The sequence below is a fragment of the Lysobacter rhizosphaerae genome (assembly GCF_054779795.1).
Genome location: NZ_BAAGXO010000007.1, coordinates 467,697 through 483,589, shown reverse-complemented (window position 1 = coordinate 483,589; position 15,893 = coordinate 467,697). Strand labels below are relative to the sequence as shown.

The 15,893-nt window shown below is 69.3% G+C and carries 10 protein-coding genes; 8 read left to right on the top strand and 2 right to left on the bottom strand.

Going from position 1 to position 15,893, the window contains the following annotated elements; translation table 11 throughout:
• The first annotated feature begins 2 nt into the window (after positions 1–2).
• A complete protein-coding gene (locus tag ACYVGE_RS11275) occupies positions 3–923 on the top strand; it encodes a DUF2950 domain-containing protein (protein WP_460729925.1) in 921 nt (306 codons plus the stop codon).
• A 34-nt stretch (positions 924–957) separates the two neighbouring features.
• Here ACYVGE_RS11275 and ACYVGE_RS11270 read toward each other — a convergent pair whose 3' ends face one another.
• Positions 958–3,327, bottom strand: coding sequence for a prolyl oligopeptidase family serine peptidase (locus ACYVGE_RS11270; protein ID WP_460729923.1), 2,370 nt, complete (start codon positions 3,325–3,327; stop codon positions 958–960).
• Positions 3,328–3,553: 226 nt separating this feature from the next.
• Between ACYVGE_RS11270 and ACYVGE_RS11265 the strand changes: the two genes are divergently transcribed.
• The 4 genes from ACYVGE_RS11265 to ACYVGE_RS11250 all read left to right on the top strand — a co-directional run bounded on the left by ACYVGE_RS11265 (position 3,554) and on the right by ACYVGE_RS11250 (position 9,723).
• Complete coding sequence (locus tag ACYVGE_RS11265) at positions 3,554–4,969, top strand: cytochrome ubiquinol oxidase subunit I (RefSeq protein WP_460729921.1); 1,416 nt, start codon at positions 3,554–3,556, stop codon at positions 4,967–4,969.
• Positions 4,969–5,976 carry a cytochrome d ubiquinol oxidase subunit II gene (gene cydB, locus ACYVGE_RS11260; RefSeq protein WP_460729919.1) on the top strand — a complete coding sequence of 336 codons (1,008 nt, stop codon included), beginning with the start codon at positions 4,969–4,971 and terminating at the stop codon, positions 5,974–5,976. Before ACYVGE_RS11265 ends, cydB begins: the two co-directional genes overlap by 1 nt.
• A 116-nt stretch (positions 5,977–6,092) precedes the next feature.
• Entirely contained in the window at positions 6,093–6,362 is a 270-nt protein-coding gene (locus ACYVGE_RS11255; protein WP_460729917.1) for a YcgL domain-containing protein, read from the top strand.
• Between the two features lie 34 nt (positions 6,363–6,396).
• Positions 6,397–9,723: an ankyrin repeat domain-containing protein gene (locus ACYVGE_RS11250; protein WP_460730568.1), complete on the top strand. Its 3,327-nt coding sequence runs from the start codon at positions 6,397–6,399 to the stop codon at positions 9,721–9,723.
• Positions 9,724–9,766: 43 nt separating this feature from the next.
• On the opposite strand, the gene ACYVGE_RS11245 is transcribed toward ACYVGE_RS11250, so the two are convergent.
• Positions 9,767–11,608 carry a monovalent cation:proton antiporter-2 (CPA2) family protein gene (locus ACYVGE_RS11245; protein ID WP_460729915.1) on the bottom strand — a complete coding sequence of 614 codons (1,842 nt, stop codon included), beginning with the start codon at positions 11,606–11,608 and terminating at the stop codon, positions 9,767–9,769.
• A gap of 85 nt (positions 11,609–11,693) precedes the next feature.
• Between ACYVGE_RS11245 and ACYVGE_RS11240 the strand changes: the two genes are divergently transcribed.
• The 3 genes from ACYVGE_RS11240 to zwf all read left to right on the top strand — a co-directional run bounded on the left by ACYVGE_RS11240 (position 11,694) and on the right by zwf (position 15,870).
• Positions 11,694–12,563, top strand: coding sequence for an energy transducer TonB (locus ACYVGE_RS11240; protein ID WP_460729913.1), 870 nt, complete (start codon positions 11,694–11,696; stop codon positions 12,561–12,563).
• An 82-nt stretch (positions 12,564–12,645) separates the two neighbouring features.
• Positions 12,646–14,256 carry an MFS transporter gene (locus ACYVGE_RS11235; RefSeq protein ID WP_460729911.1) on the top strand — a complete coding sequence of 537 codons (1,611 nt, stop codon included), beginning with the start codon at positions 12,646–12,648 and terminating at the stop codon, positions 14,254–14,256.
• A gap of 150 nt (positions 14,257–14,406) precedes the next feature.
• The gene (gene zwf, locus ACYVGE_RS11230) at positions 14,407–15,870 is read left to right on the top strand and encodes a glucose-6-phosphate dehydrogenase (protein WP_460729909.1); all 1,464 of its coding nucleotides are present in this window, start codon (positions 14,407–14,409) and stop codon (positions 15,868–15,870) included.
• The last annotated feature ends 23 nt before the right edge of the window (positions 15,871–15,893 follow it).

Below are 15,893 nucleotides of genomic sequence, written 5' to 3'. Positions count from 1 at the left end.
GCATGACCGCTACCACTCGCTTGATTTCGTTCGCCGTCCTGGCATTGCTGGCGCCGGTGGTCTGGGCGCAGCAGGCCTATCCGTCGCCGGATGCCGCGGCCGAAGCGCTGGTCAGGGCCTTGGGCTCGTCGCAACGCGCGGAGAAGCCTGATGAACTCCGCCTCGCCGCGCTGTTGGGCGCGGACTGGCGCGATTACGTACCGGTCGGCAGCGTCGGCAGCGACGACGTCGACGCCTTCGTCGCGCGCTATCGCGCGCACCACGAGTTCAAGACCGATGCCGTTGGCCGCGAGATGCTCTCGGTCGGCAAGGATGCGTGGACCCTGCCGGTACCGCTGGAGAAGCGCAAGGGCGGCGGCTGGGCCTTCGACATGAAGGCAGGAGCGCAGGAAATCCGCGTTCGCCGCATCGGCCGCAACGAGTTGGCGGCGGAGCAGGCCGCGCGCGCCTACGAGGATGCGCAGGACGACTACGCCAAGGTCGACCGCGATGGCGACGGCGTACTCGAGTACGCGCAGAAATTCCTCAGCAGCGACGGCATGCATGACGGCCTGTATTGGCCCGACCAGCCCGGTGAGGAGGAAAGCCCGCTGGGACCGCTGTTCGGCGATGACACTCCGGGCGGTGACTGGCACGGCTACCACTACCGCATCCTCGCCGCGCAGGGGCCGTCGGCGCCGGGCGGCGCCTACGACTACATGCTCGGCAACAACATGAGCCGCGGCTTCGCCTTGGTGGCATGGCCGACGAAGTACGGCGACAGCGGCGTGATGAGCTTCATGATCAGCCACGAAGGCGAGCTGTTCGAGAAGGACCTCGGCCCCGACAGCGAACGCGTGGCGAAGGCGATGACCACCTTCGATCCGGACAGCAGCTGGCAGGAAGTGCCGGACACGGCCACCGCCGCCGGCGCGCCGAAATAAGCGCCGCGACTTCGGGGTTGCGGCGCCGGCGCGCTTACTTCAGCGTGCGCTCGAACAGTTCGTAGATGCGGCGGTACTCGTCGTACCACGCATCCGGATGCGCGAAGGTGTGCCGCTCCATCGGGTACGGCGCGATTTCCCACTTGTCCTTGTGCAGCTCGATCAGGCGCTGCGACAGCATCACCGAGTCCTTGAAGAACACGTTGTCGTCGATCATGCCGTGCGCGATCAGCAGGTGGTCCTGCAGTTTGTCGGCGTATTCGATCGGCGACGAGACGCGGTAGGCCTCGGGGTCGAGTTCGGGCGTATTGAGGATGTTGCTGGTGTATTCGTGGTTGTACTGCGACCAGTCGCTGACCGGGCGCAGCGCGGCGCCGGCCTTGAACGTGCCGGGCGCGCGGAACAGCGCCATGAAGGTCATGAAGCCGCCGTAGGAGCCGCCGTAGATGCCGGCGCGATCCTTGTCGCCCTGCTTGTTCGCGACCAGCCAGTCGAGGCCGTCGAGATAGTCCTCGAGCTCCGGATGGCCCATGTTGCGGTAGATCGCGGTGCGCCAGTCGCGGCCGTAGCCTTCCGAACCGCGGTAGTCGAGGTCGAGCACGACGTAGCCGTGTTCGACCAGCAGGTTGTGGAACATCTGCTCGCGGAAGTATTCCGGCCAGCGGTCGTCGACGTTCTGCAGGTAGCCCGCGCCGTGCACGAACATCACGATCGGATACTTCTTGCCGGCTTCGGGCTGCCTGGGACCGTAGTACTTGCCCCAGACGGTACCGGCGCCGTGCTTGCTGGGCACCTGCACGTATTCGGGCTGCATCCAGTCGCGGGACTTGAAGGCGTCCTTGCGCGTGTCGGTGAGCTGCCGGGCTTCACCGCCATTCGCCGGGACCACCGAGACCTGCGCCGGCATGTAGGCGCGCGAATGGCGCACGAGCACCTGGGTGCCATCGGGCGACAGTGCGAAGTCCTCGACGCCGCCGAGGTCGGTGAGCTCGCGCACGGCACCGCCCTTGCGGTCGGCGGCGCACACCTCGTAATCGCCAGGCCACTTGCGGTTGCACAGGAAATAGAAGGTGCTGCCGTCCGGCGACAACTGCGGCGCCGAGGCCTCCCACTTGCCCGTGGTCAGCGCGCGCGGCGTGCCGCCATCGCTGAGGTAGATGTGCGAATAGCCGCTCTGTTCCGACAGCAGCCAGAGCTGCCCGTCAGGGGTCCAGCCGAAATCGTTGAAGCCCCAGTTGATCCAGGCCGGATCGGTGAGGCGGTGGCGCGGCTGCAGCTTGGCGGTGGCGAGATCGACGCTGGCGATCCAGCGGTCCTTGTTGTCGATCGCGCGCACCATCATCGCGACGCTGTGGCCGTCGTCGCTCCAACGGATCGACGGCGCGCCGCTGTTGTCGCCACTGGTGAGCACCTGCACGGTGCGGTTGCCCTTGAGCGCGTCCTGCTTGGCCGCCTTGCGCAGCGCCGCCAGCGGGTCGTCCTTGATGCCGGGGAGCGTGTCGAACTTGAGTTCACTGACCTTGGCGGCGTTCACGTCCACCAGCCACGCCCGCTGCGGCAGCGACGCATTGCGGCCGACGCGGGTACGCACTTCCTCGAATTCCTCGTAACCCGACTCGGTCACGTACTTGGGCATCTTGCCGGCCTGTCCGGCATCGGCGTCCTTGGCGGTGGTGACGACCAGCAGCCAGCGCGCATCCGGCGACAGCAGGCTGTCGACGATGGCGACGTCATTGCCGAGATAGGCCGGCAGCGGCGCCCGCGTGGCATCGTCGCGCCGCCATTGTTCGTCCTGCACGCGTGCGGCGTCGCGCCGCGCCTTGTCGTCCTGCAGCGTGCGGATCATGTGCATCTGGCGATCGCGCAGGTCGTCGGCCTTGGGCGCGGCGGCGGGATCCTTCTCGGCCTTGACGACCGCGGCCTGGCTGACCCCGGCGCCGGCGCGCCAGCGGAACCAGTCGTTGCCGACGCGGAATACGAGGTTGCCATCGCGGCTCCACTGCGGCAGCGCTTCGGCGGCATCGGTGCGCGTCACCTGCGTCAGCGCACCGCTGCGCAGGTCGCGCACGAACACGTCGCCATTGCGGACGAAGGCCATGCGCGTGCGCGCCGCGTCATAGGCCGGGTTCGCCGCATCGAGTTCTGCGCGCGCGGCACCATCGACCCTCTGCGCCGGACCGCCGCCGACGGGCTGGCGCCAGGTGTCCTTGATCGTCGCGCCCTCGCGCTTGACCTGGTATTGCACCTGCTTGCCGTCCCACGACCACCAGGCCTGCTCGACCGGCGGCCCGATCCAGTCCGGATCGGCCATGACCTGTTCGAGCGTGAGCGGCGGGGTGGTCTGGGCCGCGACCGCGGCGGGCAGCAGGAGGAGCAGGGCGAAGGGCAGGACGGCAATACGCATCGGGCAGCGGACTGTAGGAAACCGGGGCCGCAGGGTAACAGTCCGGCGCTTTGCGCAATCGGGCCGTCGGTCATGCCCTGGCCGTGCCGGCGGCCCGGGCCTGCAAGCCCCGCGGGCCCGCGCCGGCTGCGCCGGTCCGGCCAGCCGGAACTGATCCTGTTCGTGGCCAATGGCGCGGCGCACAATACGCGCCGCGACGCACCCCCGCGCGTCGCGGAGTCGCTGCGTGGATGCACTGTTCTCGCCGCTGTTGCTGTCGCGGATCCAGTTCGGGTTCGTCATTTCCTGCCACATCCTGTTCCCGGCCTTCACCATCGGCCTCGCCAGCTGGCTGGCGTTCCTCGAATTCCGCTGGCTGCGCACGCGCGATGCCCTGTGGCGCGACCTCTACTTCTTCTGGCTGAAGATCTTCGCCGTGTCGTTCGGCATGGGCGTGGTCAGCGGCATCGTCATGAGCTTCCAGTTCGGCACCAACTGGGCCGTGCTGAGCGAGAAGGCCGGCAACATCCTCGGGCCGCTGCTGTCGTACGAGGTGCTGACCGCGTTCTTCCTCGAAGCGACATTCCTAGGCGTGATGCTGTTCGGTGCCAGGCGCGTATCCGACAAGCTGCATTTCTTCGCCACCTGCATGGTCGCGCTGGGCACCCTGATCTCGACGTTCTGGATCATCTCCGCCAACAGCTGGATGCAGACCCCGCAGGGCTACACGCTCACCGCCAACGGCGTGTTCGAGCCGGCGAGCTGGTGGGCGATCGTGTTCAACCCGTCGTTCCCGTACCGGCTCACGCACATGGTGCTGGCGGCGTTCATCACCACCTGCTTCGTGATCGGCGGCGTCAGTGCGGGCTATCTGCGCCGCGGCGTGCACGTCGAAGCGGGCAAGCGCATGCTCCGGCTCGCCGTGGTATTCGCGGCGATCGCGGTGCCGCTGCAGGTCTTCGTCGGCGACCAGCATGGCCTCAACGTCGGCGAGCACCAGCCGATCAAGCTCGCGGCGATGGAAGGACATTGGGAACAGGGTGAAAAGGGCGCCGGCGTGCCGCTGGTCCTGTTCGCGCTGCCCAACCAGAAGGCCGAGCGCAACGACTACGAGATCGCCGTGCCGAAACTCGGCAGCCTGATCCTGACCCATTCACTCGACGGCGAAATCCAGCCGCTGAAATCGGTGCCCGCCGACGACCGCCCGCCGGTGGCGCCGGTGTTCTTCGCCTTCCGGGCGATGGTCGGCCTCGGCACGGCGATGCTGCTGCTCGTGCTGGCCTCGCTGTGGATGTGGCGGCGGCGCCGGCTGTTCGAATCGGCGTGGCTGTTGAACGGCTGGCGCGCGATGACCTTGGCTGGTTTCGCCGCGATCCTCGCCGGCTGGTGGGTGGTCGAGATCGGCCGCCAGCCGTACGTGATCTACGGCCTGCTGCGCACCGCGGACGCGGTGACGCCGACGCTGGCCACTGGCAGCGTGCTGACGTCGCTGATCGTCTTTGCCGCGGTCTACTTCACCGTGTTCGGCGCCGGCATCTGGTACCTGCTCAAGCTCATCCGCAAGGGACCGCAGCCGCACGAGCCGGCGCCGCGGACCGAAGGCGGCGACAAGACGCCGGCACGGCCGCTGTCGGTGGGCGGTGCCGAAGGGGAGGGCGCGTGATGGCGTACTGGCTACCCGTGCTGTGGTTCGGCGTGATCGGCTTCGGCGTGCTGATGTACGTGCTGCTCGACGGCTTCGTGCTCGGACTCGGCATCCTCGCCCCATTCGCCGAGGACGAGCACCAGCTCGACCACATGATGAATACCGCCGCGCCGATCTGGGACGGCAACGAGACCTGGCTGGTACTCGGTGGCACGGGCCTGCTCGCGGCCTTCCCCAAGGCGTACGCAGTGGTGCTGTCGGCGCTGTACCTGCCGGTGCTGCTGATGCTGATCGCGCTGGTGTTCCGCGGCGTCGCCTTCGAATTCCGTTTCAAGGCGCACCGGTCGAAGCCGGCATGGGGCGCGGCGTTCGCGCTGGGCTCGATGTTCGCCGCATTCGCGCAGGGCGTGATCCTGGGCGCGCTGGTCGAGGGCATGCCGCTGCAGGGCGGCAAGTACATGGGCGGTGCGTTCGGCTGGTTCAGCCCGTTCTCGATGCTCACCGGCGTGGCGGTGGTGTTCGGCTACGCGCTGTTGGGATCCACCTGGCTGATCCTCAAGACCGAGGGCCGCATGCAGCTGATCGCGCGCACGCTGACGCGTCCGCTGGTGCTGGTGGTCGTCGCCTTCATGGGGCTGGTGAGCGCGTGGCTGCCGTTCCTCGACTCGCGGATCATGGCGCGCTGGTTCGAAAGCGGGAATTTCTGGTGGCTGGCGCCGGTGCCGGTGCTCGCGCTCATCAACGCTTTCGCGCTGTGGCAGGCGACGATGAAGCAGGGGCGCGACGCAGCGCCGTTCCTGCTGACGCTCAGCTTCTTCGTGCTCGGATTTGCCGGGCTGGTGCTGGGGATCTGGCCGAACATCGTGCCGCCGTCGCTGACGATCTGGGATGCGGCGTCGCCGGCGTCGTCGCAGGGTTTCGTCGGCGTCGGCCTGATCGTGCTGCTGCCGGCGATCCTCGGGTACACGTGGTGGTCGTACAGCGTGTTCAAGGGCAAGGTCGCGGCGGACGCCGGCTACCACTGAAGGCTCCCATTGCGGGGCGCTGAAAACCCCGCAAAAAAAGCCTGAACGCGCGTGTCGCGCAGCGGCGGGGCGGTTATGCTGTGTGCGTTGTCACGCGGCGAGCCGTCCCCCGAAGCATGCAAGCCTACGTTTACAAAAGCCTCCGCAAAGCCGACACCTACGTCTACCTCGGCGCCCGCGACGATTTCGAGCGCCTGCCCGCACCGCTGCGCTCGCAGCTGGGCAACCTGCAGTTCGTGCTGGAACTGGCGCTGACGCCGGAGCGCAAGCTCGCCCGCGGGGATGCGGCCGTGGTGCGCGAGAACCTCGCCCTGCGCGGCTTCCACCTGCAATACCCGCCGACGGTCGAAGACCCGATGACGGAGGACTGGGGCACCGATGCCTGACGCCATCGCGGCGACGCCAGATACGCCTGCGGCCATGCCAGCGGCTACGCCAGCACGCCGTGTCGGCCCGCGGCGGCTGCCATGGGCGACGCTGGCGGTCGCTGTCGCCCTGGCGGCGGTGGCCGGGTTCGGTGGCATCGCCGCCATTGCCGCCTTGCTGGCGCAGCCCGCCTTCGCGCTGGCCGTCGCCCAGTTCCGCGGACGCCGCTTCGCCACGCCGCGCGCGCTGCTGGGCGAAAGCGGCTGGCTCGCGCTGCTGTGGGGCGGGGCATTCGCGCTGGCGGTGGCCGTCGTCACCTGGCCCCTGTCGGCCCTGATCGAAGGCGGTTCGCTGTCGTCGGCGCTCGGCCTGAGCCTGATGGCCGGGGTGTTGCTGCTGGGCGCGTGGCGCCTGTGGCCGCTGTGGCACGGCATGGAAACCGAAGGCGGCACGCTGGCGCAGCATTGGAGTGAGCTGGGCGAACTCGACGCCGGTGCCTGGCGCGGCCTGGGCGTGGCCGGGATCGTGGTGGCGCTGCTCGGCGCGATCCTGGTGCTGGCGTGGCCGGGCCTGCTCGGCGCCAGCGCGCGCTGGGGCCTGGGCGTGTCGCTGGTCGTCGCTTCGCCGCTGCTGCACTGGCTGCTGCAGCGCACGGCGCCCGCCGATGCGTTGCCCGAGGCCGACGCTGTCGTCGAAACCGACAACGACAGCGCCGCCGAGTTGCCGCTCGGCGCGCTGCCGCTGGAAACCGAACTCTATGCCGCCGCCCGCGCCGGCCGCGTCGAACAGGCGCTGCAACTGATCGATGCGGGTGCCAACCTGCACGCGCCGCCGCCGCACGAGGAGCGCGACCAGCGCAACCTCGCCGTACTCGCGGCGGTACTGCCCGACCTGCGCCTGCTGCGCACACTGATCGCGCACGGCGTCGACCTCAACGCCACCCACGCCGGCATGACGCCCCTGCTCGCCGCCACCCGCGACAGCTGGCACGGCCGTCCCGATGCGGTGATGACGCTGCTCGCCAACGGCGCCGATCCGCGCGCCGTCGACCACGACGGCAACACCGCCCTGCACCACGCCGCGCGCAGCTCCGATCCCGGCGTCGCCGCGCTGCTGCGCGATGCCGCGGCGGAAGTCGACGCGCTCAATGCCGAGGGCCTGTCGCCGCTCGGCGTTGCCTGCGCCGCGGGCAACTGGCGCCTGGCGAAATTCCTGCTCGAGCGCGGCGCGAAACCCGAGCCAGCCGGTGGCCAGCCGGCGCTGCTCGCCGCCGCCGGCACCGAGGAAGACGACGCCGCGGGCGTGCAGCTGCTGCTCAAGCAGAAGGCCAAGGTCGACGCGCGCGACGCGCACGGCCGCAGCGCCCTCCACGAAGCGGCCTTCGCCGGTCACGCCGAGATCGTCGAGGTCCTGCTCGCCGCCGGTGCCGATGCCGCCGCCGCCGACCGCCTCGCCCGCACGCCGCTGCTCGAAGCAGCGCGAGGCGGCCGCGTCGCCGTGCTCGACCGCCTGCTCGCCCAGCTGCGCGACTCGTCCAGGACCGGTGGCGGCATGAGCGAAGCCGCCGCCGTCGATGCGCATGGCCGCGGTGCGCTGATGCTCGCGGCGATGTCGGAGAACGCCACGCCCGCCCTGATCGAACGCCTGCTCGCGCTCGGCCTCGATGCCGACGCGCGCGACTTCGACGACAAGCGTGCGATCGACCGCGCCGCCGAAGCCGGCCGTTGGGCGCTGGTCGCCGCGCTCGACCGCGCCTACCCGTTGCCGTCCGCGGTCAGCGACGCCGCGGAAACGCCGGACGCGCCCCTGCCCGACCGCGCCCCCGCCGCGCTGCTGCGCGAGGGCCTGCACGAACGCCGTGGCGCCGAGCTCACCGGCCTGGCGCAACTGCTCAGCGCCAGCGAACTCGGCGCCCTGCTGCACGACGAGGCGCCCGCACCCAGCGCGGAACAGGTCGAGCGCCTGCTGCACTGGGGTGCGGATCCGGGCGTGCGCGATGGACAGGGCGACACGCCGCTGTTCGCGCTGCTCACCCGTGGCCCCGCGGCGCTCCCGGCCCTGCAGGCGCTGGTGCGCCGCGGCGTTTCGCCAGCCGGCGGCGGTGGCCTCGCACGCTTCCTCGCCGCATGCTCGGCCAGTGAACAGGCCGCGCGCGGCCTCGAATATTTCGCCCTCGACCTGATCGAGCGCGGTGCCGACCCGTTCGCGGCATCGCCCGCCGGCGATCCGCCGCTGGCCCTCGCCGTGCGCCTGGGCTGGTCGCGCCTGGTCGATCGCCTGCTCGCCATCGGCGTCAGCCTCGACGGCCGCGACAGCCACGGCATGAGCGCGCTGCACCTCGCCGCCGCACTCGGCCGCGAGGCGATGCTGAGGAAACTGGTGGCGCAGGGCGCCGCCCCCGACCTGCTCGCCGCCGATGGACAGACGCCGCTGGGTGTCGCGCTGTCGTCCGGACGCCGCGATCTCGCCGACTGGCTCGACTGGCGCGGCTGGCCGTTGCCGAAGCGGCCGCTGCGCGCGCAGGACGTACCGGCCGCGGCGATCGTGGGGGACGCCGATGCGGTGCGCCGCCTGCTCGACCTCGGCCTGCCCGTCGATGCCGCCGACAGCCAGGGTTGCAGCGCGTTGCTGCGCGCGGCCGGTGGTGGCCATCGTGCCGTGGTCGACCTGCTGCTGGCGCGCGGCGCCGATCCGCAACTCGCCGCGCATTCCGGGGCCACGCCGCTGTCCGCCGCGGTGAGCATGCGCCATGCCGAAGTGGTCGACCGCCTGATCGCCGCGGGCGTCTCCCTGGAACAGCGCCTGCCCGGCGACCTCACCGTGTTGATGGTCGCGTGCGCGCTCGGCCTGCCCGACATGGCCGCGCGCCTGCTGGCGGCCGGTGCCGACGTGCATGCCACCGATGCCCAGGGCCGCACCGCGCTGCATTGCGCGGCGATGTTCGGCTTCACCGCGCGCGAGCGCGCACGCCTGGTCGCACTGCTCGACACCCTGCTGCTCGCCGGCGCCGAAGCCGACCTGCCCGCCGCCGGCGCGACGCCGTTGCTGCTGGTGCTCGGGGCGCGCGCTGAACCGGGCTCGGCCGCCGACGAGGACGTGCTGATGGCCGGCCTCGACCAGCTCCTCGACCACGACGCCCAGCTCGATGTGCAGGACCCGCGCGGTTTCGGTCCGTTGCACCTGGCCGCGCTGCACGGCTTGATGCGCGTGGTGCAGAAGCTGCTGCGTGCGGGTGCCGATCCCGCGTTGCGCGACACGCTCAACCGCACTCCGCGCGAGATCGCGGTGATGCGCGGCTTCGTCGACATCGCCGCGGAACTGGCGCCGGTGCCGTCCCCGGGTTCGGACGTGTCGATGGCGCGGTTCCTGCGCGAGCCGTGACGAGCCGGCGGCGAAGCCGGTAACCCGGCTCGCCGCGCAAGTCCTACTCCTCTTCTTCCTCGCTGGCGATCTCGCCGAGCACGCCTTCGCCCATGTCGGCGTTGAGCAGCTCCTCGAGCTCGCGCCGGGCATCCTGCACCGACTGCTTCAGTGCGTCTTCGTCGTCGCGCACGTGGTACTGCGCGTGCAGCAGGCGTTCGTCGAGCTCGCGGAAACGCTGCGCGTGCTGGCTCGCGATTTCCGGTGCGATGCCCAGCTCCGCCAGTACCTGCTCGCCGAGGAGGAGGCTGGAATGGAAGGTCTCGCGCATCGGTTCCGCGCCCAGGTCCATCAGCTCCCACGCGTGGCGGCGGTCGCGTGCACGCGCATGCACGATCGCATCGGGATACAGGCGGCGGATGACTTCCACGGTGCGCAGGTTGCGCTCCTGGTTGGCGATCGCGACCACGAACACCTTCACGCCCGCCGCGCCCGCCGAGCGCAGCAACTCGGGCTTGGTCGGGTCGCCGTAATAGATCTGGTTGCCGAAGCGGCGCGAGAAATCGACCTGGTCGATGTCGTCCTCGATCACGAGGAATGGTGTGCGATGCGCCGCGAGCAGGCGTGCGACGATCTGGCCGAAACGGCCGAAGCCCGCGATCAGCACCTGCGGGTGGTCATCGGGAATCTTGTCGAATGCGCGCTTGGCTTTTGGCACGGGATGCGCGGCCAGCGCGCGCGATACCGCCACCACCAGCAACGGGGTCAGTGCCATCGACACGCCGACCGCGGCTACCAGGCGATCGCGCAGGACATCGTCGAACAGGCCGGCCTTCTTCGCTTCGCCAAAGACCACGAAAGCGAATTCGCCGCCCAGCGCGAGTACCGCCGCGAGTTGCAGCGCGCCGCGCTTGCTCAGGCCGCCGGGGCGCAGGCCCACGGCGAACAGCAACGCGAACTTGATCGCCATGAAGCCCATGACGACCGTGGCGATCAGCAGCGGCTCCTGCAGCACGCGACGCAGGTCGATGCTCATGCCCACGGCCATGAAGAACAGGCCCAGCAGCAGGCCCTTGAAGGGGTCGATCTGCGATTCGAGCTCGTGCCGGTATTCCGAATCGGCCAGCAGCACGCCGGCGAGGAACGCGCCCAGGCCCGCCGACAATCCCGCCAGCTCCATCACCCAGGCCGCGCTGAGGACCGTCAGCAGCGTCGCACCGGTGAACACCTCCGGCGTCCGCGTGCGCGCGACGAAGCGGAGGAAATGCCGCAGCACGATGCGACCGCCGATCACCACCGCGGCGATCGCCGCCACCGCTTTGAGGATGGCGATCCCGATCGGCTCGCTGGTCTGCGAGTGCGCATGGCCCAGCAACGGAATCGCCGCGAGCAGCGGGATTGCGGCGAGATCCTGGAACAGCAGGATCGCGAAGGCGAGGCGGCCATGTTCGCTGGCCAGTGCCTTGCGCTCGGACAGCAGCTGCAGGCCCACCGCGGTGGACGACAGGGCGAGGCCCGCACCGGCGACCAGCGCCACCTTCCAGTCGAAGATGCTGGCGAGCGTCGCATCGCCCAGCAGTGTCGCCATGCCCATGGAGGCCGCGGCGAGCACGATCCCGGTCATCAGCACCTGCGCGCCGCCCGCGGCGAAGACCGGCTTGCGCATCACCCGCAGGCGCGAGGGCGACAATTCCAGCCCGATCACGAACAGCATCATCACCACGCCGATCTCGGACGCGGTCAGCACCGGATCGGCGTCGCGGATGATGCGGATGCCGTGGGGGCCCAGCACCACGCCCGCGACGAGGTAACCCAGCACCGCACCCAGGCCGAAACGCCGGAACACCGGTACCGCGATCACCGCGGCGAGCAGGAATACCAGGGCGAGCTCAAGACCGGCGTGCATGGGGGATACCTCCGTTGCCGCGATTATGCCGCCGCGACGAGGTTATGCTGCGCCGGTTGCCACTTAACAGGGACAAGGAGAAGCAATGAACATCCGCATTGGCGCAGGAGCGGTATTCGTCGCAATGTCATTGCTCGCCAGCGCCCCGGCCTTCGCCGCCGGCCCCGGAGCGGTGCGCAAGCAGATCGAAGCCAGCATGCTGGTCACCGGCAAGATCCAGGTCGACACCGACGGCAAAGTGGCCGGTTTCTCGCTGGACGAAAAGGACAAGCTGCCCGCGGGCGTAGTGAGCCTCATCGGCACAGCGGTGCCGACGTGGAAGTTCGAGCCCGTGCTGATCGATGGCAAGGCGGCGAACGTAACGACCGACATGAACATCCGTGTCGTGGCCAAGAAGGTCGACAAGGACAGCTTCACGATCACCATCCGCAGCGCCGGCTTTGGCAACAGGACGGGCAAGCCGGAAGAGAGCACGCGCCCGGTCAGCATGGAGCCGCCGAGCTATCCGGAGAGCGCGGCGCTGAATGGCGTGTCCGGCACCGTCTACCTCGTGGTCCGCGCAGGGCGCGATGGCAAGGTCAGTGACGTGTTTGTCGAACAGGTGAATCTGAAGGCGGTCGCGGACGAGACGACGATGGCGAGATGGCGCCGCATGTTCGAGGTCGCCTCGGTGTCGCAGGCCAAACGCTGGGCCTTCGCCCCGCCCACCGAAGGCGACGATGCGCGATCCGACTTCTGGGTGCTGCGCGTACCAGTGGTGTTCTCTTTGGATGATCCGCGCAGCGCGAAGGCGGCTTACGGTCGCTGGGAAGCCTACGTCCCCGGTCCGCGCCAAGCCAACCCCTGGAAAGAAGACAAGGAAGGCGCGGCGTTCAGCCCCGACACGCTGGCGCCGGGCGGGGCCTATCTCGCGGGATCGGGCCTGAAGCTGCTGACCCAGCTTTCCGAGAGCTGATCGATTACAGCCGCTTCGCTGCAATGCCCGAGCGGTGCATCATCGACGTACCCATCCATCATCCGTTGCCACGAGAAACACAATGCAGTCCAGCGGTCTGTCGTTCCACCATCCCATCGCCTTCTGGTTCGGCTGCACGCTGATCATCGCCGGCGTGTTCTCGCATGCACCGATGTTCCTGATGGGGCAGTACACGCACTGGCAGATGGTGGGCATGCCGATGGACAGCTGGATGCTGGCCGGCATGGCCGCGATTCCGGTGGGCCTGGGTTTCGCCGCCTACGGCCTGATGCCGCGGCTGGCATTGATGCAGCAGGCGCTGCACGGCGACGCGCGGCACCTGCACTTCCACATCGCCGACGGCGTGCCGCTCAACATCGAACACTGGAAGCTCGTCGGCGTGCTCGTCGTCGCGCTGGCGGTGGATGTGATGAAGCCGGCGACGCTCGGCTTCGTCATGCCGGGCATGAGCGCGGAATACGCGATCACCAAGCCGACCGCGAGCCTGCTCGCGCTGGTGGCGCTCACCGGCACCACGGTCGGTTCGGTGTTGTGGGGTCGCGTCGCCGACGCCTTCGGCCGCCGCGCCGCGATCCTGCTCGGCGCCCTGATGTTCATGGGCACCGCGATCTGCGGCGCGATGCCCTCGTTCGGCTGGAACCTGGCGATGTGCTTCCTGATGGGCGCATCCGCCGGCGGCCTGCTGCCGATCACTTTCACCCTGATGGCCGAAACCGTACCCGCCGCGCACCGCGGCTGGCTGCTGGTCGCGCTGGGCGGCATTGGTACGTCCGCGGGCTACCTGCTCGCGGCAGGCGCGGCGGCGACGCTGGAACCGATGTTCAGCTGGCGCGTGCTGTGGCTGCTCGGACTGCCGACCGGCGCGATCATCCTGGTGCTCTACCGCTTCATCCCCGAATCGCCGCGCTTCCTCTCCAACGCGGGTCTCGCCCACCAGGCGCGCGCGGTGCTGCGCAAGTTCTCCGGCCAGGCCGCCGATGCGCTCGAAATCGATGACGCCCAGCACCCGGGTGCACCGAGGATCGATGACCAGCATCCGGTCACCGGCATGCGCCAATTGCTGCGCGGACGCCATGCGCCGATCACCTGGGGGCTGGTGGTGTGCGGGCTGGCATGGGGCCTGGCGAACTTCGGCTTCCTGCTGTGGCTGCCGGTCAACCTCACCGAACTCGGCGTCGATCCGAAGGCCGCCAGCCGCCTGCTGGCGAAATCGGCGCTCTACGCGCTGCCGGGGATCGCAGTGGTGATCTGGCTGTACCACCGCTGGAGCAGTTTCAAGTCGCTGGTGGTGTTCATCGCCCTGACCACGCTGTCGCTGCTCGCCTTCTTCGCGATGGGAGTCCTGCAGATCCGCTCGGAGGCGCTGACCATCGTCGCCACCGCCTCGCTGCTGATCAGCATCAGCGGTGTCATCGCGATGCTGATTCCGTATGCGGCCGAGATCTACCCCGTGCATCTGCGCGGCACCGGCTCGGGCGTGATCGCCGCGAGCTCCAAGTTCGGCGGCATCCTCGGTGCGGGCCTGGGCGTGCTCGGTTTCTTCAGCCACTTCGCATGGTCCGCATTGCTGATCGCGGTGCCGATGGCGGTGTCGGGCGTGCTGCTGCTGCGCAGCGGAATCGAGACCCGCGGGCACCGGCTGGAAGAGATCCAGGACGCGTTGGCGGGCTGAGCGGCCTCGGGAAGACAGGGCTTATGGCGCGCGGCGGCGCGTTTGACGGCGTCGCGGCGTGAAGATCGTCGCGGCGCCGTGTAATCGTTTGCACCCGCGCCGTGGACGACCGCAGTATTAGGCTGTCGTGATCCTTTATGGAATCCCGCGATGCGCAGCCCCGCTTCCCTGCTGGTCATATTCGGCGCCACCGGCGATCTGGCGCAGCGGATGCTGTTTCCCTCGCTTTACGGCTTACAGGAAGACGTGCTGTGCCCGCAGGCGCTGCGCATCCTCGGCACCGGCCGCAGCGAGATGGACACGACGGCCTTTCGTGCGCTGGTCGCCGATGCGGTCCGTCGCAACACGCCAGCCGGCGAGTGCCACGAAGGCGCCCTGCAGGCACTGCTGGAACGCATCGACTACCACGCCGCTGATGTCTCCAATGACGCCTCGCTGCAGGCGCTGGGCCAACGCATCCACGAACTGCGCGCCACGGCGAGCGGCGATGTCGTCTACCACCTCAGCACCGCGCCGCGCTTCTACGCGCCGATCTGCGAGTCGCTCGGGCGCAGTGGCCTCGCCGGCCCCGGCACCCGCGTGATGCTGGAGAAGCCGATCGGCCACGACCTCGCCAGCGCGATCGCAATCAACGATGGCGTCACCCGCGTCTTCGACGAGGAACGCGTGTTCCGCGTCGACCATTACCTGGGCAAGGAAGGCGTGCAGAACCTGCTCGCGCTGCGCTTCGGCAACGCCATGTTCGAACCGCTGTGGAACGCGCGTCACATCCAGCAGGTGCAGATCACGGTGGCCGAGACCGTCGGCGTCGAAGGTCGCGGCGACTACTACGACCATTCCGGCGCGATGCGCGACATGCTGCAGAACCACATGCTGCAGCTGCTGTGCCTGACCGCGATGGAACCACCGGCGCGCTTCGAGCCGTCCGCGGTGCGCAACGAGAAGATCAAGGTGCTGCGCTCGCTGCGTCCGATCGGCCGCAACGAGGTGCTGACCGAGACCGTCGCCGGCCAGTACACCGCCGGCGCGGTCGATGGGAAAGTCGCGCCGGGCTACCTCGAGGAACTCGGCCGCCCCAGCCGCACCGAGACCTTCGTCGCCCTGCGCGCGCACGTCGACAACTGGCGCTGGTCGGGCGTGCCGTTCTACCTGCGCACGGGCAAGCGCATGCCCCGTCGCAGCACCGAGATCCACCTGCAGTTCCGCGCGGTGCCGCATTCGATCTTCCCCGGCGCGCAGGTCGAGCCCAACGCGCTGACCATCCGCCTGCAACCCGACGAGCGCATCGAACTCAAGCTGATGAGCAAGACGCCAGGCCTCGACCGTTCCGGGCTGCGCCTGTCGCAGGTCGCGCTCGACCTCGACATGCACGAGGAATTCGCCACCTTCCCGCGCCGTCCCGCCTACGAGCGGCTGTACCTGGACGCGATCGAGGGCAACAGCACGCTGTTCGTGCGCCGCGACGAGACTGAAGCGGCATGGGAATGGATCGACGCCATCTTCGACGGCTGGCGCCACGCCGACGTAACGCCCCGGCCGTACCCTGCGGGCACCTGGGGCCCGGCTGCCGCGGTGGCGATGGCCGAGCGCCACGGCCACAGCTGGCGCGAATGAACGCTGGCGCGCGCGGAGTGCGG

What these genes read in the sequence shown, in the direction of transcription:
- ACYVGE_RS11275 (WP_460729925.1), top strand. Translation starts at nt 3, where the DNA reads ATGACCGCTACCACTCGCTTGATTTCGTTCGCCGTCCTGGCATTGCTG.
- ACYVGE_RS11270 (WP_460729923.1), bottom strand. Translation starts at nt 3,327, where the DNA reads ATGCGTATTGCCGTCCTGCCCTTCGCCCTGCTCCTCCTGCTGCCCGCC.
- cydB (WP_460729919.1), top strand. Translation starts at nt 4,969, where the DNA reads ATGGCGTACTGGCTACCCGTGCTGTGGTTCGGCGTGATCGGCTTCGGC.
- ACYVGE_RS11255 (WP_460729917.1), top strand. Translation starts at nt 6,093, where the DNA reads ATGCAAGCCTACGTTTACAAAAGCCTCCGCAAAGCCGACACCTACGTC.
- ACYVGE_RS11250 (WP_460730568.1), top strand. Translation starts at nt 6,397, where the DNA reads ATGCCAGCGGCTACGCCAGCACGCCGTGTCGGCCCGCGGCGGCTGCCA.
- ACYVGE_RS11245 (WP_460729915.1), bottom strand. Translation starts at nt 11,608, where the DNA reads ATGCACGCCGGTCTTGAGCTCGCCCTGGTATTCCTGCTCGCCGCGGTG.
- ACYVGE_RS11240 (WP_460729913.1), top strand. Translation starts at nt 11,694, where the DNA reads ATGAACATCCGCATTGGCGCAGGAGCGGTATTCGTCGCAATGTCATTG.
- ACYVGE_RS11235 (WP_460729911.1), top strand. Translation starts at nt 12,646, where the DNA reads ATGCAGTCCAGCGGTCTGTCGTTCCACCATCCCATCGCCTTCTGGTTC.
- zwf (WP_460729909.1), top strand. Translation starts at nt 14,407, where the DNA reads ATGCGCAGCCCCGCTTCCCTGCTGGTCATATTCGGCGCCACCGGCGAT.